This window comes from Streptomyces sp. NBC_00576 (assembly GCF_036345175.1).
In the GTDB taxonomy this organism is placed as follows: Bacteria; Actinomycetota; Actinomycetes; order Streptomycetales; family Streptomycetaceae; genus Streptomyces.
Genome location: NZ_CP107780.1, coordinates 8,255,622 through 8,274,372 on the forward strand (window position 1 = coordinate 8,255,622; position 18,751 = coordinate 8,274,372).

At 70.3% G+C, this 18,751-nt stretch carries 21 protein-coding genes and 1 pseudogene; 7 read left to right on the forward strand and 15 right to left on the reverse strand.

From position 1 onward, the window contains the following. Window positions 1–13: 13 nt before the first annotated feature. On the reverse strand, window positions 14–670 hold the full coding sequence (locus OG734_RS35870) for a hypothetical protein (RefSeq protein WP_330291582.1): 657 nt from the start codon (window positions 668–670) through the stop codon (window positions 14–16). A gap of 97 nt (window positions 671–767) precedes the next feature. Beyond that, window positions 768–1,139 (reverse strand): arsenate reductase family protein, encoded by a 372-nt coding sequence (locus OG734_RS35875; protein ID WP_330291583.1) that lies wholly within the window; start codon window positions 1,137–1,139, stop codon window positions 768–770. A gap of 129 nt (window positions 1,140–1,268) precedes the next feature. Between OG734_RS35875 and OG734_RS35880 the strand changes: the two genes are divergently transcribed. Then, the gene (locus OG734_RS35880) at window positions 1,269–1,577 is read left to right on the forward strand and encodes a hypothetical protein (protein WP_330291584.1); all 309 of its coding nucleotides are present in this window, start codon (window positions 1,269–1,271) and stop codon (window positions 1,575–1,577) included. Between the two features lie 129 nt (window positions 1,578–1,706). On the opposite strand, the pseudogene OG734_RS35885 reads toward OG734_RS35880, so the two are convergent. Continuing rightward, window positions 1,707–2,195, reverse strand: a pseudogene (locus OG734_RS35885) (alpha/beta hydrolase); the annotation flags it as partial. Between the two features lie 327 nt (window positions 2,196–2,522). Between OG734_RS35885 and OG734_RS35890 the strand changes: the two are divergent. Next, window positions 2,523–2,780 (forward strand): hypothetical protein, encoded by a 258-nt coding sequence (locus tag OG734_RS35890; protein WP_330291586.1) that lies wholly within the window; start codon window positions 2,523–2,525, stop codon window positions 2,778–2,780. A 43-nt stretch (window positions 2,781–2,823) separates the two neighbouring features. Here the strand turns inward: OG734_RS35890 and pspAB are convergent, their stop codons facing one another. The 4 genes from pspAB to glnA form a co-directional block, all read right to left on the reverse strand. Continuing rightward, complete coding sequence (pspAB, locus tag OG734_RS35895; RefSeq protein WP_330291587.1) at window positions 2,824–3,450, reverse strand: PspA-associated protein PspAB; 627 nt, start codon at window positions 3,448–3,450, stop codon at window positions 2,824–2,826. A 29-nt stretch (window positions 3,451–3,479) separates the two neighbouring features. Then, window positions 3,480–4,400, reverse strand: coding sequence for a zinc metalloprotease HtpX (gene htpX, locus OG734_RS35900; RefSeq protein ID WP_330291588.1), 921 nt, complete (start codon window positions 4,398–4,400; stop codon window positions 3,480–3,482). Window positions 4,401–4,714: 314 nt separating this feature from the next. Then, complete coding sequence (locus OG734_RS35905) at window positions 4,715–4,972, reverse strand: SCO2583/SCO2584 N-terminal domain-containing protein (RefSeq protein WP_330291589.1); 258 nt, start codon at window positions 4,970–4,972, stop codon at window positions 4,715–4,717. Window positions 4,973–5,148: 176 nt separating this feature from the next. Beyond that, the gene (glnA, locus tag OG734_RS35910) at window positions 5,149–6,558 is read right to left on the reverse strand and encodes a type I glutamate--ammonia ligase (RefSeq protein WP_330291590.1); all 1,410 of its coding nucleotides are present in this window, start codon (window positions 6,556–6,558) and stop codon (window positions 5,149–5,151) included. Between the two features lie 197 nt (window positions 6,559–6,755). On the opposite strand from glnA, the gene OG734_RS35915 reads away from it, so the two are divergent. Then, complete coding sequence (locus OG734_RS35915; protein ID WP_330291591.1) at window positions 6,756–7,223, forward strand: RDD family protein; 468 nt, start codon at window positions 6,756–6,758, stop codon at window positions 7,221–7,223. Between the two features lie 121 nt (window positions 7,224–7,344). Here OG734_RS35915 and OG734_RS35920 read toward each other — a convergent pair whose 3' ends face one another. The 4 genes from OG734_RS35920 to lipB form a co-directional block, all read right to left on the reverse strand. After that, window positions 7,345–8,043 (reverse strand): DUF4191 domain-containing protein, encoded by a 699-nt coding sequence (locus OG734_RS35920; RefSeq protein ID WP_330291592.1) that lies wholly within the window; start codon window positions 8,041–8,043, stop codon window positions 7,345–7,347. Window positions 8,044–8,111: 68 nt separating this feature from the next. Continuing rightward, complete coding sequence (locus OG734_RS35925) at window positions 8,112–8,312, reverse strand: SCO2195 family GlnR-regulated protein (protein ID WP_330291593.1); 201 nt, start codon at window positions 8,310–8,312, stop codon at window positions 8,112–8,114. Window positions 8,313–8,603: 291 nt separating this feature from the next. After that, window positions 8,604–9,593 (reverse strand): lipoyl synthase, encoded by a 990-nt coding sequence (gene lipA / locus OG734_RS35930; protein ID WP_330291594.1) that lies wholly within the window; start codon window positions 9,591–9,593, stop codon window positions 8,604–8,606. A gap of 149 nt (window positions 9,594–9,742) precedes the next feature. After that, window positions 9,743–10,528: a lipoyl(octanoyl) transferase LipB gene (gene lipB, locus OG734_RS35935; protein WP_330293914.1), complete on the reverse strand. Its 786-nt coding sequence runs from the start codon at window positions 10,526–10,528 to the stop codon at window positions 9,743–9,745. A gap of 285 nt (window positions 10,529–10,813) precedes the next feature. Between lipB and OG734_RS35940 the strand changes: the two genes are divergently transcribed. Then, window positions 10,814–12,256, forward strand: a complete 1,443-nt coding sequence (locus tag OG734_RS35940; protein ID WP_330291595.1) for a regulator — start codon at window positions 10,814–10,816, stop codon at window positions 12,254–12,256. 1 nt (window position 12,257) lies between these two features. On the opposite strand, the gene OG734_RS35945 is transcribed toward OG734_RS35940, so the two are convergent. Then, window positions 12,258–13,694 (reverse strand): NAD(P)/FAD-dependent oxidoreductase, encoded by a 1,437-nt coding sequence (locus tag OG734_RS35945; protein WP_330291596.1) that lies wholly within the window; start codon window positions 13,692–13,694, stop codon window positions 12,258–12,260. Window positions 13,695–13,936: 242 nt separating this feature from the next. After that, a complete protein-coding gene (locus tag OG734_RS35950; protein WP_330291597.1) occupies window positions 13,937–14,836 on the reverse strand; it encodes a TIGR01777 family oxidoreductase in 900 nt (299 codons plus the stop codon). A 62-nt stretch (window positions 14,837–14,898) separates the two neighbouring features. Here OG734_RS35950 and OG734_RS35955 point away from each other — a divergent pair, with 62 nt between their 5' ends. After that, window positions 14,899–15,459 carry a GNAT family N-acetyltransferase gene (locus OG734_RS35955; RefSeq protein WP_330291598.1) on the forward strand — a complete coding sequence of 187 codons (561 nt, stop codon included), beginning with the start codon at window positions 14,899–14,901 and terminating at the stop codon, window positions 15,457–15,459. 18 nt (window positions 15,460–15,477) lie between these two features. Here the strand turns inward: OG734_RS35955 and OG734_RS35960 are convergent, their stop codons facing one another. Continuing rightward, the gene (locus OG734_RS35960; RefSeq protein WP_330291599.1) at window positions 15,478–16,662 is read right to left on the reverse strand and encodes a MarP family serine protease; all 1,185 of its coding nucleotides are present in this window, start codon (window positions 16,660–16,662) and stop codon (window positions 15,478–15,480) included. Between the two features lie 251 nt (window positions 16,663–16,913). On the opposite strand from OG734_RS35960, the gene OG734_RS35965 reads away from it, so the two are divergent. Both OG734_RS35965 and OG734_RS35970 read left to right on the forward strand, forming a co-directional pair. Continuing rightward, complete coding sequence (locus OG734_RS35965; protein ID WP_330293915.1) at window positions 16,914–17,690, forward strand: peptidoglycan recognition protein family protein; 777 nt, start codon at window positions 16,914–16,916, stop codon at window positions 17,688–17,690. A gap of 110 nt (window positions 17,691–17,800) precedes the next feature. Continuing rightward, window positions 17,801–18,094: a hypothetical protein gene (locus OG734_RS35970; protein ID WP_330291600.1), complete on the forward strand. Its 294-nt coding sequence runs from the start codon at window positions 17,801–17,803 to the stop codon at window positions 18,092–18,094. Between the two features lie 64 nt (window positions 18,095–18,158). Here OG734_RS35970 and OG734_RS35975 read toward each other — a convergent pair whose 3' ends face one another. Continuing rightward, window positions 18,159–18,683 carry a DUF4240 domain-containing protein gene (locus OG734_RS35975; protein ID WP_330293916.1) on the reverse strand — a complete coding sequence of 175 codons (525 nt, stop codon included), beginning with the start codon at window positions 18,681–18,683 and terminating at the stop codon, window positions 18,159–18,161. Window positions 18,684–18,751: the final 68 nt, after the last annotated feature.

The window sequence follows — 18,751 nt, forward strand, 5'->3', positions numbered from 1 at the left end:
CAGCGCCGGAACCTCACCCCACCTCTTCTATCAGCGCCCGGCGGATCAGGAACTTGCCGGGCTCGCGTACCTGCTCGAAGGCCGCGTTGTTGAGCAGAGCGCAACTGCCGGAGACCGAAGTGACCTCGACGGTCGTGGACTTGTTGTTGTCCAGGTTGGTGACGCGCAACTTGGTCCCGGCGGGGAACTGGTTGCTGGACGCGGCCGGCGCCCCGTCCTCCCCGGAGAGGGTGACGGTGGACCCGTTGCAGACCTGCTGCCCGTCGGCGGGCGCTGCGGGTGAGGCGGCCTCGGCGGGCGCTGCGGATTCACTCCGTGAGGGCTGGCCGGGCTGGCCGGGCTGGCCGGGCTGCGTGACCTGGGAGTCCTGAGCCGACTCCCCAACCACGCACCCGGACGCCTCCTGCTGGACCTTGATCTGAGCGACGACCGCGTCACGGTTGGCGATCCGGGCGGCCGACTGGGCGTCGGGGGTGGCCCGCTGGTCCGCGATGAACTTCTGGTTGTTGCCGAGGGCGGTCGCGAGCCCCTGGCAGACGGTCGAGTCGGCGGCGGTCTGTGCGGCGTTGGAGGTGGCCGCCATGGCGAATGCACCACCGCCCGCCACCACTCCGGCACCGACCAGCAGCGCGAGCTTCTTCTTCGTGCTGACAGTTCTTCTGCGCGACATCCGCGCCTCCTGAAGAGGTAGGGGAGCGTACGTCGCTATGTACGAGATATCGAACGAGGTTGCTCAGTGGTCACCGCGGCCGCCGAAGTAACGTACGTCACACCGTCGGACGCCGGGACAGTGCGTCCCGCACGGCCTCGTCCGTCCGGGCCACGACGGCACTGCCGTCATCGGCGGTGATGATGGGCCGCTGGATGAGCTTGGGATGCGCGGCGAGAGCGGCGATCCACCGCTCCCGGTCCTCCGCCTCCCGGCCCCACTCCCGCACCCCCAACTCCTTGGCGACGGCTTCCTGGGTCCGGGTGATGTCCCAGGGTTCGAGCCCGAGCCGATCGAGTACGGCACGGATCTCGGCCTCGGTGGGCAGGTCCTCCAGGTAGCGGCGGACGGTGTATTCGGCGCCCTCGGCGGCGAGCAGCGACAGGGCTCCACGGCACTTGGAGCAGGCCGGGTTGATCCAGATTTCCATGGGGCTCACGGTACGTCAGAGGCCTCGTGGCCAGGGGCTTTTGTCAGTGCCGGGTAGTAAAATAGAAGCAGTGTTCGAGGGTGTCGCCGGGAGTTCCGGTGCCACTCTGACCGCGACAGGAGGATGCCTGTGCCCGCTGCCGCTCTCAAGCCGTTGCCCACCCAGTCCACCGCCAGGAGAGGGGTCGTGCTCGACCTGCCGTACGCCCCCGTGGAGAAGCGCCCGCTGCCGCCGGGCCGCCCCCGCGACTGGTACGTCACGCACAACCGCCGTCTCAAGGCGATGCGACTCGCGATCGCCCTGCTCGACTCCGGCGTCTACATGCCGAACCAGGCCCGCAACGAAACGATCCGCAGCGCGGCGGACCTGATCGGCGTCCACCCACCGTCGGACACGACGTGCCACATGGTGCGGGCACTGATGCGTTACTCGCGCTGAGTCCCGGTTGTGAACGCCGTCCGTCCTTGGGGGACGGGCGGCGTTCACGGTTCAAGGACCGGCACCGCCCCCGTCATGCCGACACGTCCCGAGTCGCGGACTCCGCCGACTCCCGGGCGCGTTGCCGCATCTCGCGCTTGAACGTTGCTCGGCCACCCAGGAGCGCGTCGGTGTCCAACCGCGGTCGTCCAGCCCGGTGAGCACGACGTCCACGAACTCCCGTCGGTCGTCCTCGTGATCGCGGAAGCACAGCCCCAAGAAGTGGTCCGCGTCGCCGACCTCAAGACGTGTGAACTGCGCACGCCTCGCCAACGCATCCGCGACGGCGTCCGTCACCTCGGCCGGAATGACGTGATCCGCGCCCGGAACCACCAGCACCGCCCGCCCCTCGTACGCACGCAGCGTGTCCAGCGCGAGCGCCCCGCGCCAACTCCCTGGCGTCCGGATCAACTCGCTGAAGCGACCGTCCCCCTCACCGAACGGCACGTCCCACGCCTCGGCGCCGTACACGGCAGGCGCGCACAACCCCAGGGCGGCGACCCGTTCCCCGTAGTGCCCGGCGAGATCCGCCACCGTCTGCCCACTCATGCTGAACCCCACCAGCACGAGAGGACTGTCCAGTCACGCGCGACGAACTCGGCGAGCAGTGGCACCAGCCGTTCCTTGAGAAAGGAAGCAGCTCACTCATCCGCCCATTCACTCACGCCACTGGCATCACTCACCTCCCGCACGCAGAAAAGCGGATGCGCAGCCTCCCCCCGCATCCCTACGCTGGGACACGTACAGCGAAGCCGTCCACACCGCTTCCCGCCGGACAGGCACCACTCGTGGGACTCGGGGCTACTCTCTACGCACCGACGGACGCCCACCCCAAGCGCCCCGTCGGCATGCACCGTCACGTACGTCACCGCTCAGCCACCCACGCCACTCGCAAGGAGTCCCGTCATGGGCACCTTGATCATTTCCGCGACCGTCGTTCTGGTCATCATGGGCTTCGACAACAGCGTCCTGTGGCTCGCCGCCGCCGGCCTGCTCTTCGTCTACTTCCGCTACGGCCGCACGGGGAGCGGTACGGCGGCACCCTCGTCCGGGGGCAGCAGCCCGGCCGCCGGTTCCTCGCCCGCCAACTACCGCGCCTACCGCCAGCGCCGCGACCAGCAGGCCAAGTGGGAGCGCCGCTACCGCCGCGAGCGGGGCCAGTAGGACCAGCGGGACCAGCGGGAGGGGAACGTGCCCTCGGTCCGTTTCAGAGACCGGGGGCACCCCACACCGGAAACCACCGACCCAGGTCCTCCTCCATCCGCAGATCACCGACGAGCGCGGCCCGCACCTGCAACTCCAGCGCGCTGTCCCGCCGCTGACCGCCACCTCCAGGTCCCCCGACGCTCTCGGTCAGCGGCGAGAAGGGATAGAAGGTCCCGCGCTTGTAGAGATAGACAAGCCCGAGCCGCCGCGAACCCGCACCGCCACCCTCGCTCGCCGCATCCTCGAACCCGACCACCGAACACAACAACTGAGGCCCGAACCCACCAGCCTCCAACGCACTGTTGACCGCGTGCAGATCCCCGACGAGCGCCGGCAGATCCTCCGGCCCGCGCCGCGACACCAGCCACGAGTACCCGTACTCGTCCCGGACCAGCTCGACAGGCGGCCCGGTCCGCTCCGCATCCGCGTCGAGCAGCGCCTGGACCTCCTTGCGTACCTCGTCGAAGGCCGCGCCCTCCACCGTGGCGAAGCACACCGCACCCCCGCCGGTGGGTGTGAAGCCGGCCGCGGCCTGGAGGGTCACCGCGGCCGACGGCAGCCCGAAGAGCCGGTCGAGATCAGGCACGACGGGCTTGGTGCGCCCCAGCAGAATGTCCAGCAACCCCATACAGGCACTCCAAGCCTCGCCGATCCTCGTTACTTCCCGGAGCCGGGAGCCGCCGCCTCGCCCAACTCGCCGGAGATCCGCCCCAGCTGTTCGATCCGTTGCTCCAGGCTGGGATGGGTGGAGAAGTACCGCGCCAGGCCCGGCTCCTTGCCGAGGGCGGGCGTGAAGTAGAACGCGTTGAAAGCCTGCGCGGTCCGTAGATCCTTCGACGGGATCCGCGCGATGTCGCCGGAGACCTTGGTGAGGGCGGAAGCCAGTGCCGAGGGCCGCCCGGTGAGCAGCGCGGCGGAGCGGTCGGCGGCCAGTTCCCGGTACCGGGACAGGGCACGGATCAGCAGGAAGCTGATCGTGTACACGGCCGCGGAGACGCCCATCACCGCCATGAAGACGACGGCGGTGTTCTGGTCCCGTCGGCCCCCGCCGAACAGCTGCGAGTAGAACGCGAACCGCACGATGAGCCCGGCGATGACGCCGAGGAAGGACGCGACGGTGATCACGGCGACATCCTTGTGCGCGACATGGGACAGCTCGTGCGCGAGGACACCCTCCAGCTCATCCGGTTCCAGCCGCCGCAGCAGCCCCGTGGTCACGCACACCACGGCGTGATCGGCGTTCCGCCCGGTCGCGAACGCGTTCGGCATATCCATGTCCGAGACGGCGACCACCGGCTTGGGCAGGTCGGCCATGGCACACAGTCGGTCGATCACCCCGTGGAGCTGCGGATACTCCTCCCGCTCCACGACCCGCCCGCGCATCGCGAACAGGGCGACCCGGTCGGAGAACCAGTACTGCGCGGCGAGGAACCCCGCCGCGACCACCACGACCAGCACCCAGGACTTCAGCAGCACGATCAACGCGGCGACGAAGGCCACGTACAGCAATCCGAGCAGAAACAGCGTGACCGTCATCCGCACGGTCAGTCGCCGATCGCTCCGCATCCGGCTCGACATCCGCATCACCCCGCCAGTCAGGCACTCGCCCCACTGCCCAGTGTGCACCCGCCCCGTCCCATGAAGCGGTCGCGGTCGGTCCTGGGGCCGGCAAAGCTCAGCCCTTGATGCCGGCCTCCCACCTCTGTCTGTGCAGGGCGGCCCCCTCGGCCAGCCGCCGCGCCGCCACTTCGCCGCCCCTGATGTCCTCGCGCATGCCCGCCCCTGGTTCAGCCTGCCGGATCGCGTGATGGTAGGCCGGGAGCCGGCCGCCGGTCGCGCGATTAACGGGCGGCCGGCAACTCACTCCGGTGGAGCTGATACGGAGGGTGCGACTAGTAGGGAGTCCGGAAGTTCGCGTATCCCAGCAGCAGGATCACCGCGGCCACGCACCCCAGTACGATCGCCGTCGATACCCACGACGACCGACGCGGTCCCGAGTGCTCGGGCTCCCCCCGGAACGGCACCGGCTCCGGCGGGTTCTCCTTCCACCGCGCGGCCAGCATCCGGGCCCGTGCGGAGGGCTCCTTGTGCTCGGCGTTGTCGGCCCACCTGACGTCGAACTCCCGCTCCACGTCGTCCTGTTCGGACATCCCCGTTCCCTCTCTCATCTCTCGCTCGAACAACCGTCTGGACAATAGGTAAGGATGATCTCGTGACTGCGGGCCGTCTGTGAAGCGGGAAAAGATTTCGATCGGCCCAACAGTCCAAACACAGCAGGGCCGCCCCCTCGCGGGGACGGCCCTGAAACGCTGGTGAGGCGGGTCGATCACACGTCGAAGTACAGCTCGAACTCGTGCGGGTGCGGACGCAGCTGCAGGGGTGCGATCTCGTTCGTGCGCTTGAAGTCGATCCACGTCTCGATCAGGTCAGGCGTGAACACGTCGCCCTGGAGGAGGAACTCGTGGTCGCGCTCGAGGGAGTCGAGGACGGCCGGGAGGGAGGTCGGGACCTGTGCCACGCTCGCGTGCTCCTCGGGAGCCAGCTCGTACAGGTCCTTGTCGATCGGCTCGGCCGGCTCGATCTTGTTCTTGATGCCGTCCAGGCCCGCAAGGAGCAGGGCCGAGAAGGCGAGGTACGGGTTGCCGGAGGAGTCGGGCGCGCGGAACTCGACGCGCTTGGCCTTCGGGTTGGAACCCGTGATCGGGATACGCATGGCCGCGGAGCGGTTGCGCTGCGAGTACACCAGGTTGATCGGCGCCTCGAAGCCCGGGACCAGGCGGTGGTACGAGTTCACCGTCGGGTTGGTGAAGGCGAGCAGCGACGGGGCGTGCTTGAGGATGCCGCCGATGTAGTAGCGGGCGGTGTCCGACAGGCCCGCGTAACCGGCCTCGTCGTAGAAGAGCGGCTGACCGCCCGTCCACAGCGACTGGTGGACGTGCATGCCCGAGCCGTTGTCACCGAAGATCGGCTTCGGCATGAAGGTCGCGGTCTTGCCGTTGCGCCACGCCACGTTCTTCACGATGTACTTGAAGAGCTGGAGGTCGTCGGCCGCGGCGAGCAGCGTGTTGAACTTGTAGTTGATCTCGGCCTGGCCGGCGGTGCCCACCTCGTGGTGCTGGCGCTCGACCTGGAGGCCGGAGTTGGCCAGCTCCAGGGAGATCTCGGCACGCAGGTCGGCGAAGTGGTCGACCGGCGGGGTCGGGAAGTACCCGCCCTTGTAGCGGACCTTGTAGCCGCGGTTGTTCTCGACCGCACCGGTGTTCCAGGCGCCGGCCTCGGAGTCGATGTGGTAGAAGGACTCGTTCGCGCCGGTCGCGAAGCGCACGCTGTCGAAGACGTAGAACTCGGCCTCGGGACCGAAGTACGCGGTGTCCGCGATACCGGTCGACGCCAGGTACGCCTCCGCCTTCTTGGCCACGTTGCGCGGGTCACGGGAGTACTGCTCGCCCGTGATCGGGTCGTGGATGAAGAAGTTGATGTTGACCGTCTTGTCCTTGCGGAACGGGTCGACCCGCGCCGTGGACAGGTCGGCGCGGAGCGCCATGTCGGACTCGTGGATGGCCTGGAAGCCGCGGATCGAGGAGCCGTCGAAGGCAAGTTCCTCGTCCGGGTCGAAGGCCGTCGCCGGCAGCGTGAAGTGCTGCATCACACCCGGCAGATCGCAGAAGCGGACGTCGACGAACTTGACGTCCTCGTCCGCGATGTACTTCTTGGCCTCGTCGGCGTTCTGGAACATCCAGCTCCTCCTACTCCCGGCCGTCCGTGCCGGGGTGGTAGTTCGTTCGTGCGGCCAGTGCGGTGGCACACGTTGGATCCGACCTTAGGGACAGGTGGTTTCTCAGGCATGACCCATTTGTTTCGACCAAGTTAACCGGACCTCGGCCGTGCGACCCACCTGTACGTATCGAAAATCGCGCGCAGTACGGTGGTCGGGTGGACAACAGGCAAGCACTCGGATCGTGGCTCTCCGGACCTCGCGCCGCCGCAGAGGAAGCCGGTGTCGACTTCGGATACCGGGGCGAACAGCTCGGTCTGCCCGAGGAGGGCCCCGGCTCGATCGCCCGCCCGGGCCGCCGGCTCGGCGCCCTGGCCGTCGACTGGGGCCTGTGCCTCTTGATCGCATACGGTCTGCTCACTGACGGCTACAACCAGGCGACCGGCAACTGGGCCCTGCTGATCTTCTTCGTCCTGGGCGTGGTCACGGTCGGTACCGTCGGCTTCACGCCGGGCAAGCGCCTCTTCGGTCTGCGCGTGGTCGCCCTGGACACCGGCCGGGCCAACCCCCTGCGAGCCCTGTTCCGCACGTTCCTGCTGTGCATCGCCGTACCGGCCATGATCTGGGACCGCGACGGCCGCGGCCTCCACGATCGACTGGCACGCACTGTGGAAGTGCGGATCTAGCTCACGTACGGGACGGCATACGACGATGGGGCGCCCGGAGTGATCCGGGCGCCCCATCGTCGTACGAGGTCGGTATGAGGACGGTGCGAGGGTCGGTGCCAGGCCGCTTGCGGCGACTGCGTCAGCGCGTTTTGCCGCCGCGCGGCATGCGCATCCCCTTGGGCATCGGGCCCTTCGGCAGCGGCATGTTGCTCATCAGGTCGCCCATCGCCCGCAGTCGGTCGTTGGTGGCGGTCACCTGGGGGCCGGCGAGGACGCGCGGCAGCTTCAGCATGGTCGTGCGGAGCTTCTTCAGCTCGACCTGGCCCTCGCCCGTGCCGACCAGCAGGTCGTGCACCGGTACGTCCGCGACGATGCGGGCCATCTTCTTCTTCTCTGCGGCCAGCAGGCTCTTCACCCGGTTCGGGTTGCCCTCGGCGATCAGCACGATGCCGGCCTTGCCGACCGCGCGGTGCACCACGTCCTGGCTGCGGTTCATCGCCACCGCCGGAGTCGTCGTCCAGCCTCGGCCGATGTTGTCCAGCACGGCCGCAGCAGCACCCGGCTGGCCCTCCATCTGCCCGAAGGCGGCTCGCTCGGCCCGGCGCCCGAACACGATCGCCGTCGCGAGGAAGGCGAGCAGGAGGCCGAGAATTCCGAGATAGATCGGGTGACCGATCAGGAAGCCGATCGCGAGGAAGACACCGAAGGTGAAGATTCCGACAGCCGCGAGTACAAGACCGATCTTCTTGTCGGCCTTGCGGGTCATCTTGTACGTCAGAGCGATCTGCTTGAGTCGCCCGGGGTTCGCGGCGTCCGCCGCGGGTTCCTTCCTCGCCATGCCGTGAAGTCTACGTGGCCCTGGAAGCGCCGACGACGGCGGTGTCGTCGGGAGGTGGGGAGCGACGGTCAGGAACGGGTGGCCAGGGCCTGTTCGAGGACGCGCTGCGCCTCGACCCGGTCCTTGGCGCGACGGCGGTCCTCCAGGACGGAGGTCCAGGCGTTCTGGCGGGCGGTGCGCTGGCCGCTGTTCATGAGCAACGACTCGACTGCGCGCAGTGCGCCGGTGAACGACGGGATGGGTGTGGCGCGGACGGGTGCGGTCTGCATGGCGGGTGTCCCCCTCGGAACGGCTCTGGGTAAGGGTGCACATCGTGTAAAACCAGGGTTACTGATTGGTGTTACCAGGGCGTGACTTGCCGGTCAAACGCGGATGAAGCCTTGATACGGAAGGCGAAAACGCCGATGCGGCCCTGACGTATGCCCTCAACTGCGAGGACGGTCAGGACCGCACGGAATCGGCCGTTACTGGCGGGTAGTCACTTGTGCGCGAATTCACACGTCTGCTGCATCCCTGCTGGGCCGGGAGAGTGACGGTGTGTCAGGCGACGAGGGTCCTGCTCACACCGCTTGCGAGGCGATGTATGCACCGCCCCGCTGCGGAGCAGCTGATTGACGCAGCTCGATGGCCATCTGGTAAAGGCGGCCGGCGCGGTACGAGGAACGCACCAGCGGGCCGGACATGACCCCGGAGAAGCCGATCTGCTCGGCCTCCTCCTTCAGTTCGACGAACTCGTGCGGCTTGACCCAGCGCTCCACGGGGTGGTGCCGGACGGTCGGACGCAGGTACTGCGTGATGGTGATCAGCTCGCACCCGGCCTCGTGCAGCTGGCGCAGCGCCTCGCTGACCTCCTCGCGGGTCTCGCCCATGCCGAGGATCAGGTTCGACTTCGTGACCAGACCGTAGTCGCGGGCGTCGGTGATGACCTTGAGGGAACGGTCGTAACGGAAGCCGGGGCGGATGCGCTTGAAGATGCGGGGGACCGTCTCGACGTTGTGCGCGAAGACCTCGGGCCGGGAGGAGAAGACCTCGGCCAGCAGCTCCGGTACGGCGTTGAAGTCGGGCGCGAGCAGCTCGACCTTCGTACGCCCGCCCTCGCGCCCCTCGGTCTGCTGATGGATCTGGCGCACGGTCTCGGCGTACAGCCAGGCGCCGCCGTCCTCCAGGTCGTCGCGGGCGACGCCGGTGATGGTGGCGTAGTTGAGGTCCATCGTGACCACGGACTCCCCGACGCGGCGGGGCTCGTCACGGTCGAGAGCCTCGGGCTTGCCGGTGTCGATCTGGCAGAAGTCGCAGCGCCGGGTGCACTGGTCACCGCCGATGAGGAAGGTGGCCTCGCGGTCCTCCCAGCACTCGTAGATGTTGGGGCAACCGGCTTCCTGGCAGACGGTGTGCAGGCCCTCGCTCTTCACGAGGTTCTGCATCTTCGTGTACTCGGGGCCCATTTTCGCCCGGGTCTTGATCCACTCGGGCTTGCGCTCGATGGGGGTCTGGGCGTTCCGGACCTCCAGGCGCAGCATCTTGCGTCCGTCGGGTGCGACTGCGGACACGATGGCTCCCTGTAGCTTCGATTCTTCGGCGTCCACCAGGGTACGCCCGTGCGCTTCCCGCCTTTCGAGACGGGCAACCTTTGAGACGCGGGGTGCTGAAATTCAGCCCCTCCGGCGTTTGAGGGCGAGGCCCGTTCAGGGGCGCCCCGTCACGCCGACGCCCGCTCCACCACCCGAGCCCGCAGCTCCGCGCTCTCCAGCACATCCCGCAGATGCCGCTCCACCACCGGCAGAACCTCTCCCACGGTCACATCCCGCCCCAGCTCGTTCGTGAGCGACGTCACCCCGGCATCCCGGATTCCGCACGGAATGATCCGGTCGAACCAGACATTGTCCGGGTTCACGTTCAGCGAGAAGCCGTGCATTGTGACCCCCTTGGCCACCCGGATCCCGATCGCCGCCACCTTCCGGTCCTCCCGCCGCTGCCCGGCGTTCGACGGCGCGTACTCGGGGCCGTTCAGCCGAGGATCGAACTCGTCGTCCGTCAGGCGCGGGTCCAGGTCCAGCGAGAGGCCGCCGAGCGAGGCGGCCCGCTGCTCGACCGGATCGCCCAGCACCCACACCCCGCTGCGCCCCTCCACCCGCGACGTCTCCACCCCGAACTCCGCACAGGTACGGATCAGTGCGTCCTCCAGCCGCCGGACATGCGCCACGACGTCCACCGGACGCGGCAGCTTCTGGATGGGGTAGCCCACCAGCTGGCCGGGGCCGTGCCAGGTGATCTTGCCGCCGCGGTCGACGTCGATGACCGGAGTTCCGTCGAGGGGGCGCTCGCTCGGGTCGGTGCGCCGACCGGCCGTGTAGACCGGCCGGTGTTCGAGGAGCAGGCAGGTGTCGGGGATCTCGTCCGCGAAGCGGGCCGCGTGCACCCGGCGCTGCTCGTCCCAGGCCGCCTGGTAGTCGACGTAGTCGATGCCGTCGGCGCCGAATCCCATCCGGACGAACCGCAACTCACCACTCACGGGGGTGCCTCCCTGGCTGTCTCGGCAGCTTCCTCAGCAACTGCGGGTCAGGCACGTAACGCGCCCAAGCCACTGTACGTCCGGCCGACACCCGTCAGTCCGGCGCCCAATCCTCACACGATCGGATGAATGTACGGCGAAATGTGCGATCGGCTGCTTACGCTCCGCTACATTCGCGCCGTCCACGAGGCCAAAAAGGGCTGCTCACCAGCAAGCCGGGCACCCCAGAGGGCCCGAAGGCAGGAGACCGCACCGCAGATGACGGAACGACCCGCGCAGCGCACTCCCAACCGACAGCTCGCCGCGCTCATCGCAGAAGCGGGATTCTCCAACGCAGGTCTGGCCCGCCGGGTGGACCAGCTCGGTCTCGAACACGGCCTTGATCTCAGATACGACAAGACATCGGTGACCCGCTGGCTGCGCGGACAGCAGCCCCGCGGCACCACCCCCGCCCTCATCGCCGAGGTGTTCACCCGGCGCCTCGGACGACGGCTCACCGCCCAGGATCTCGGCCTCGACGCCTGCGCGCCCGTCTACGCGGGGCTGGAGTTCGCGGCCACCCCCGAGGAAGCCGTCGACATCGTCAGCGGGCTGTGGCGCAAGGACTCCGGCAGCCACGCCGAGCTGCGCAAGATCGCCTTCACCCCGGCAGGACTCGTCGTGCCCAGCCGGGACTGGCTGATCGGGCGTCCCGACGACCGGGTCGGCCGCGCCGATCAACCCGCCGCAGCCCGGGTGCCCGTGCAGGGGCGGCCCGGTGTGCCCCGGCAGCGCGGGCAGGCCGAGCGCGGCCCCGGGCAGAAGGTCACCGGCGGTGACATCGCCGCGCTCCGCTCGGTCGGCGAGCTGTTCCGCACTCTCGACGACGCCTACGGGGGCGGCCACGCCCGCCAGGCCCTCGTCCGCTACCTGGAACACGAGACCGAGCCCATGCTGCGCGGCACGTACGGCGAGCAGACGGGCCGCCTGCTGTTCGCGGCGGCCTCCGACCTCACCCGGCTCGCGGGCTGGACGTCGTACGACATCGCCGCGCACGGCCTCGCCCAGCGCTACTTCGTGCAGGCGCTGCGGCTCGCGCAGGCGGCGGCGGACCGGGCGTACGGCTCGTACGTGCTGGCCACCATGAGCCGGCAGGCCGTCTACCTCGGGCACGGACGGGAGGCCGTGCAGCTCGCGCGGGTGGCCCAGCAGGGCGTCGGCACCGCGGCACCGCCCGTCGTGCAGTCGCTGCTGCACGCGTGCGAGGCGCGGGCGCACGGGGTGCTGGGGGAGGTCCGGGCCTGCACCGCCTCCCTCGTACGGGCCGAACGGGCCCTCGAAGCCGCCCGGCCAGGCGACGAGGTCCCGCACTGGGCGCGGTTCTTCGACGAGGCGCAGCTCGCCGACGAGTTCGGGCACTGCCACCGCGATCTGCAGCAGTTCCGCGCCGCCGCCCAGCACGCGGAGCGCTCGCTCCAGCTGCGCGCCCCCGCCTTCGCCCGCAGCCGTCTCTTCTGCCGCGTCGTGCTCGCCTCGGCACGGCTGGGCCTCGGCGAGCTCGACCAGGCCTGCCAGCTGGGCGCCGAGGCGGCCGGCGCGGCGACGGAGATGCGCTCGGTGCGGGCGATCGAGTACGTACGGGACTTCGAGCGGCGCCTGGAGCCCTACCGGGACGCGGCACCCGTCAGGGGGTACCGCGACAAGGTCGCCGCGCTCGGATAGCTCACGCGGCTGCCGCCTCGTCCTCCTCCGCCGGCGTCGCTGACGTCCGCAACGGCTCCGCCACATGCATCGGGCCCGCGCCCAGGTCCGTCAGGATCGCGGCCGCGGCCCGGTGCCCGGAGTGCAGGGCGCCCTGGACGGTGCTCGTGTCCCGGTGGTCGCCGCACACGTACAGGCCCGCCAGCAGCCGCACCGGCCGGCGCAGATCGTGCGGTGGACGCATAGCGGGAACCGCCTCGGCGGTGTGGTGCACGGCGAGGGTCTCCCAGCGCGCGGTCGACACTCCGTACAGGCGGGACAGATGCGTACGTACGGCCGTGTCCAGGTCCGCCGGAGGGGCGCCCAGCACCGTCGACGAGATCAGCGGGCGGCCGGCCGGGGACCGGGACGGATCCACGCGGCTGATCACCGCCGTGTGCGTGACCGGGCCCCCGCGATCCGCGTCCAGGAGCAGGAACGCGCCGGTCGCGGGCGCCTCGTCGGCTGTGTGGTGGACGACGGTCACCGGGTGGAAGTCGGGTACGCGCAGACCGGGCAGCAGACCGGCGGCGGCGCGGGCGTCGGTCGCCACCAGAACGGCCCGGCAGCGCAGTTCGCCGTGGTCGGCGGTGGTCACGAGATTCGTGGCGATGGACGTGACCCGGACCCCGGTGTGCACCGTGCCGGGCGGCAGCGCCCGTGCGAGCAGCTCCGGCAGGGTGTCCGCGCCGCCCTCCGGCACACACAGCCGGCCGCTCGCGAAGGACCGCAGCGCGAGATCCGCGCACCGGCTCGACGTGGTCAGGTCGGGGTCGCAGAGCAGCGCGGCGAGCAGCGGGCGCAGGAAGCCCTCGATCGTACGGGCGGGCAGGCCGCGGTTGGCCAGGGCGTGGGCGGCCGACAACTCGGGGCGGGCCAGCAGCCGTTGCACGGGCACCCCGGCGAGCCGGGTGAGCGCGGCGCCGAGCCGGGCCTGGTCGACCGCGCCGCCGAACGCCCCGCCGACCACTCCGCCGAGCGGGGCGCCGGTGCGCGCCATCGCCGACGCCACCGTCCTGGGGGACCTGGCAGTCCTGGCCGTCCTGGCCGGCCTCGGGGCGCTTGCCAGGGCGCGCACAGCACCGAGTGCGCCCCGTGCGCCCCCTCCGCCCAGCGGGGCGCCCGCGCGGTGCCGGCGTCCGTCGCTGTGCACCAGGACACCCGGTGCGAAGGGACGCAGGACGAGCGCGTCGAGGCCCGGGGTGAGCCGCAGTTCGGGATACGACGTGGACAGCAGCTGCCCGATCCGGTCGAGTCGGAAACCGTCGACCTTCTCGGTCGCCATTCGGCCGCCGACGTAAGGGGCGGCCTCCAGGACCGCGGTCGTTACTCCTGCGCTGGTCAGCCGATGGGCCGCCGCGAGTCCGGCGACCCCGGCCCCCACGATGACGACGTCCGCCTGGTACGCGGGCTCAAGCACGTGCCCTCCCTGGTTCGCGGTGACGCGGCCGGCCGGGGCACCGCTGCCCCAACAGGCGTACGGGATAAGCGAGTTCGGTAGTTCTGACTGTCCTGACTGTGCAGACCGTTCAAACCGTTCGGACCGAGAGTAGGGCGGCTCACGGTCGGCGGAAGTCGCGCATGAACAGGGCACGGTCGCACACCGGTCGCATGCGGTCGCACACGGTCATCCGCGGTGTGGTCCAAGGGCGCGGAGGGGGATCAGGCGAGCGCCGCCCGGATCGCGTCGTCGATCTCCGGGAACGCGAACGTGAACCCGGACTCCAGCAGCCGCGTCGGCAGCACCCGCGCGCTGCCGAGCACGTCCCCGGACATCTCGCCCAGCACCAGCCGCAGCACGGGTGCGGGCACCGTGAACAGCGTCGGCCGACGCAGCACACGCCCCATCGCCGCCGTGATCTCCCGGTTGGTGAGGGGCTGCGGTGCCGTCAGATTGAACGGCCCGGACAGGCCGTCGGTGTCGATGAGATGCCGGATCGCCGCCACCTCGTCGTGCAGCGCGACGAACGACCAGTACTGGGAGCCGTCGCCCATCCGCCCGCCCAGGCCCGCCTTGAACAGCGGAAACAGCTTTCCCCAGGCCCCGCCCCCGCGCGCCACCACCAGTCCCGTCCGCACGAACACCGTCCGTACGCCCGCCTCCTGGGCGGCGCCCGCGGCCCCCTCCCACTCCACGCACACCGACGGCAGGAAGCCGTCTCCCGCAGGGGCGTTCTCGTCCACTGCCCGCTCGCCGGTCGCCCCGTAGTAGCCCATCGCGCTGCCGTTCACGAAGACCCGCGGCGGCTCGTCCAGCGAGGCGACGGCCTCGGCGAGCGTCGCCGTGCCCAGGACACGGCTGTCGCGGATCGTCCGCTTGTACGCGTCGGTCCAGCGCCGGCTCCCGACCCCCGCCCCGGCCAGGTTCACCACCGCGCTGCAGCCCGCGAGCCCGGCGGCGTCGATCGTCTGCCGCTCGGGATCCCAGCGGACCTCGTCCTTGCTCCGGGGCGCATGCCGTACCAGGCGGCGCACTTCATGTCCGTCGGCGGTCAGCGACCGCACCAGGGCCGTACCGATGAGACCGGACGCACCGGCCACCGCGATTCGCGAGCGTTCCATGCCCCCATCCTGCGCCACCGGCCCCTGACCTGTTGTCCTACCCCCGCTCTAGAGTGATCCCCATGCCGCCCGCGCCGCACCAACCACATCAGCAGCCGTACGACGGACCCGAGGGCCAGGAGCTCCCCGCCGGCCACGAGCCGTTCGTGCGCCTCGCCCTGCCCGACGACGACGAGGCCCTCGGCAGACTCGACCGCGCCACCTGGTCCACGCTGCACTCCGTCTCGCCTCGGCCCAGACCGCCGTACACGCCGTTCTTCCACGAGAACTCCGGCCCGGGCGACCATCTGGTCGCCGTGGCCGGTGACGGTCTGGTCGTGGGCTATGTCAGGCTCGCCCGGCCCACTCCGCTCGCGTCGAACGCGCACGTCCGGCAGATCCAGGGGCTCGCCGTCTCCGACGAGGCGCGGGGCATGGGTGTCGGGCGGCTGCTGATCCGGGGCGCCGTGGCCGAGGCCCGCCGCCGGGGCGCCCTGCGTCTCACGCTGCGCGTCCTCGGGCACAACACCCCGGCCCGCAGGCTGTACGAGTCGGAGGGCTTCGTCGTCGAGGGCATACAGCCCAGGGAGTTCCTGCTGGACGGGGAGTTCGTGGACGACGTACTCATGGGCCGTTCGCTGTAGCCACCCAGGTGTAGGTGGCTAGGACGTGACCAGGTCGCCCGTGTCCACCGCCGCTGTCGAGGCCGCCGCGCTCTCGGCGTCGTCGGAGACCTCGTCCACCGTCAGGACATAGCCCGTCTCGTCGTCGGACGTGGAGCGGGCGAAGACCACGCCGAACACCTTGCCGTCGGTGGTGAGGAGCGGGCCGCCGGAGTTGCCGGGGCGGACCGTCGAGCGGATCGAGTAGATCTGGCGGGTCACCGTCCCGCTGTTGTAGATGTTCTGGCCCCTCGCCCGCACCTTGTCGGCGACCGTGGCGGCCTGCAGATTCAGGTCGCCGTCCTGCGGATAGCCGGCGACCACCGCCGAGTCGCCCCGCTTCGCGCTGTCGTCGAAGCGCAGGACGGGGGCGCGCAGATCCGGTACGTACAGCACGGCCACGTCCTTCTCGGGGTCGAAGAGCACCACCGTCGCCTCGTGCGCCGTCCCTACGCCGCCCACCCGGACGGTCGGGTCGTCGATGCCCGCCACCACGTGGGCGTTGGTCATCACATGCCGGGGCGCGTACACGAAACCGCTGCCCTCGCGGCCCTGGTTGCCCGCGACGCCCTCGATCTTGACCGTGCTCAGCTTGGCCGCGTTCGTCGCGCTCGCTGTGACACTGTCCCCGGTGGGCTTGGCGACGCTCGTCGCCGGTTCGTTCTCGAAGGGGTTGAAGACCTGCGGGAAGCCCGCCTGGGTGAGCGCGGACGTGGCCCGCGAGAACCAGGTCGGGGTGGTCTCCGGCATTGCGTCCTGCACCGCGCCCAGCAGCGCCGAGTCCCGGATCGCCGTCGTGACCACCGGCGAGGAGGAGGCACCCAGGACGCTCGCCGCCACCCACGACACCAACAGCACGGCGACCGCGTTCGCAGCGGCCCCGCCGACCCCGTCGGCGACCCGCAGCGGCCCCTGGTCCAGCTCGCGGCGCAGCTTCAGCGCGAACCTGCCCATCAGCTCGTGTCCCACCACGGCCGGCACCAGCACCGTGAGCACGGCCGTCACCGTCGCCCCGGGCGTCCCCGCCTCCACCAGCTCCATGATCCACGGCAGCACCCACACCCCGATCACGGCGCCGCCCACGAACCCTGCCAGGGAGACACAGCCCGCCACCAGGCCGCGCCGGTAACCGGACGCCGCATAGCCGAGGATCACCAGCAACAGCAGGATGTCGAGCAGGTCCACTCCGGCCGCCTTTCTTCTGGACCCTCGGTCCCCCGTAGGTCCCCCGTACACGCGGATTACATGCGGTAGTACGCGCGGGAAGGTCCCGGTGATCAGTCGCCGATCAGTCACATGCGCGCATCCGGCGCCTGGACCTCTAAAAACGTCCCTGACCGGAACATTGGTTCCACCAAGTGGCACACCACACATCGCGGGCGGAACGGAACCGATCCACAGTGAGGCTCATGGGATCCAAGCGGTCCATGGGGTCCATGGGTGACTCGCGTGTCCTCCGCGTGCCGGCCGCCGCCCGCGTGGTGCTCGCCTGCCTGCCCGGAATCGCCGCCGCCGTCGGACTGGTCCTGTGCGCGGCCGGCGTCGACCGTACCCCCGCGCGCCGGACACCCCCCGTCGCGGCCCGCCCGGCCGTCGCCCACCCCGCCGCCAAGCCGCGCATCGTCCCCCGTACCGCCTGGATCGCGGACGCCGAACGCAGCCAGCCGCCGCCGCGCTACGACGACCGGGTCGTCGCCGTGTTCGTCCACCACACCGACTCGCCCAACGGCTACGACTGCGCCGACGCGCCCCGCATCATCCGCTACCTGTACGCCGGCCAGACCGGCTCCCGGGACTGGGACGACATCGGCTACAACTTCGTCGTCGACCGCTGCGGCACCGTCTACGAAGGCCGCGCGGGCGGCGTCGACCGCCCCGTCACCGGGGCCCACACCCAGGGCTTCAACCATCGCACCGCCGGTATCGCCGCCCTCGGCACCTTCACCGCGGGCGTGCCCGTGCCGCAGGCCATGACCGACGCGATCGCCGCCCTCGCCGCCTGGAAACTCGGCCTCTCGGGCACCGACCCACGCGGCACCGCACGCCTGGTCTCCAGCAACTCCCTCAGCCGCTGGGCGTCCGGCACCACCGTCACCCTGCCCGCCCTGGCGGGCCACAACGCCGGCTACATGACGAGCTGCCCCGGCGCCGCCCTCACGGCTCGCCTCCCGGCGATCAGACAGACGGCGGCGCGTCTGCAGGGTCGGCGCTGAGGCACGGGCTCTGTCGCGAGACCGCTCACAGGTACGGCACAGCGCACTCAACGAGGCGTCCCAACTCCCCGTCGTACCTTCGGTATACGCACTGACCGGAGGTGGGGATCATGAGCAGCAGCAGTCGTACGAACCCGCTGGAGCGGGCCGAACGAGCCGAACGGGCCGGCGGCAAGAGGACTTCCGGCGGCAAGAGGTCTTCCGGCGGCCGGGCCGGAGGCGCGTGGGGTCCGTGGACCGTGCTCTGCGCGGTGGCGACGGTCGTCCTGGGCCCGGCGGCGGTCACGGCGTCCGCCCTCGACCAGGCCAACGCGGCCCCCATGCACCATGCGGTACGGGCTGACCCCACGCAGCAGGCCTACATCCCGTCGGACCTGACCCGCCGCCGCAGCACGGCAGCCTGAGAACGGGGAGCGGCAACGGGACTACGGGACTACGGGACTACGGGACCACGGGACGACGGGGGTCTCAGGCCCCCTTGAACCGCTGCCACAGCTTGGGATACCGGTCGGCGAGCGCCCCCTCGTTCTCCAGGGCGAGCGGCGTGCCCTCGGGCTCGGCGGGCGCCGGCGGAATACCCAGATCCGGGGTGGCGGTGCCGGTGAGCTGCTCGTACGCCTCGTCGGCCGCGTAGCCCAGCTCCTCACCGTCCCCGTCGATCTCCGCGTCGAAGTCGTCCAGGAGATCGGCGAGCGAGTCCGGGTCGCCGTGCAGGGCACCCTCGAAGACCTCGCGGCCCTGGCCGATCAGCCAGCACCTGAAGAAGTCGAAGGCGTCGTCGTCGGCGCCGTCGAGCAGGACCCGGGCGGCGCCCCACAGGTCCCAGCGGTAGGCGCGGTTGTAACGAGCCTCGAAATGCCGGGCGAAGTCGAGGACCGAGTCAGGGTCGAGCTGGAGCAACTGCTCGACCAGCAGGTCGGCCTGGTCCTCGGGGTCACCCTCGGCGGCCTCGCGGCTCGCGTCCACCAGCTTCCAGAACTCCGTCTCGTCCATCACGGGTACAGCATCGTGCCTCGAAGGGAGAGACGCACGCGGAGCTACGCGGAATTTGAATCCTCCTC

What these genes read in the sequence shown, in the direction of transcription:
- OG734_RS35870 (WP_330291582.1), bottom strand. Translation starts at nt 670, where the DNA reads ATGTCGCGCAGAAGAACTGTCAGCACGAAGAAGAAGCTCGCGCTGCTG.
- OG734_RS35955 (WP_330291598.1), top strand. Translation starts at nt 14,899, where the DNA reads ATGCCGCCCGCGCCGCACCAACCACATCAGCAGCCGTACGACGGACCC.
- OG734_RS35875 (WP_330291583.1), bottom strand. Translation starts at nt 1,139, where the DNA reads ATGGAAATCTGGATCAACCCGGCCTGCTCCAAGTGCCGTGGAGCCCTG.
- OG734_RS35975 (WP_330293916.1), bottom strand. Translation starts at nt 18,683, where the DNA reads ATGGACGAGACGGAGTTCTGGAAGCTGGTGGACGCGAGCCGCGAGGCC.
- OG734_RS35925 (WP_330291593.1), bottom strand. Translation starts at nt 8,312, where the DNA reads ATGCAGACCGCACCCGTCCGCGCCACACCCATCCCGTCGTTCACCGGC.
- OG734_RS35890 (WP_330291586.1), top strand. Translation starts at nt 2,523, where the DNA reads ATGGGCACCTTGATCATTTCCGCGACCGTCGTTCTGGTCATCATGGGC.
- OG734_RS35920 (WP_330291592.1), bottom strand. Translation starts at nt 8,043, where the DNA reads ATGGCGAGGAAGGAACCCGCGGCGGACGCCGCGAACCCCGGGCGACTC.
- OG734_RS35965 (WP_330293915.1), top strand. Translation starts at nt 16,914, where the DNA reads ATGGGTGACTCGCGTGTCCTCCGCGTGCCGGCCGCCGCCCGCGTGGTG.
- OG734_RS35905 (WP_330291589.1), bottom strand. Translation starts at nt 4,972, where the DNA reads ATGTCCGAACAGGACGACGTGGAGCGGGAGTTCGACGTCAGGTGGGCC.
- OG734_RS35940 (WP_330291595.1), top strand. Translation starts at nt 10,814, where the DNA reads ATGACGGAACGACCCGCGCAGCGCACTCCCAACCGACAGCTCGCCGCG.
- OG734_RS35970 (WP_330291600.1), top strand. Translation starts at nt 17,801, where the DNA reads ATGAGCAGCAGCAGTCGTACGAACCCGCTGGAGCGGGCCGAACGAGCC.
- htpX (WP_330291588.1), bottom strand. Translation starts at nt 4,400, where the DNA reads ATGTCGAGCCGGATGCGGAGCGATCGGCGACTGACCGTGCGGATGACG.
- glnA (WP_330291590.1), bottom strand. Translation starts at nt 6,558, where the DNA reads ATGTTCCAGAACGCCGACGAGGCCAAGAAGTACATCGCGGACGAGGAC.
- lipB (WP_330293914.1), bottom strand. Translation starts at nt 10,528, where the DNA reads ATGGGATTCGGCGCCGACGGCATCGACTACGTCGACTACCAGGCGGCC.
- pspAB (WP_330291587.1), bottom strand. Translation starts at nt 3,450, where the DNA reads ATGGGGTTGCTGGACATTCTGCTGGGGCGCACCAAGCCCGTCGTGCCT.
- OG734_RS35950 (WP_330291597.1), bottom strand. Translation starts at nt 14,836, where the DNA reads ATGGAACGCTCGCGAATCGCGGTGGCCGGTGCGTCCGGTCTCATCGGT.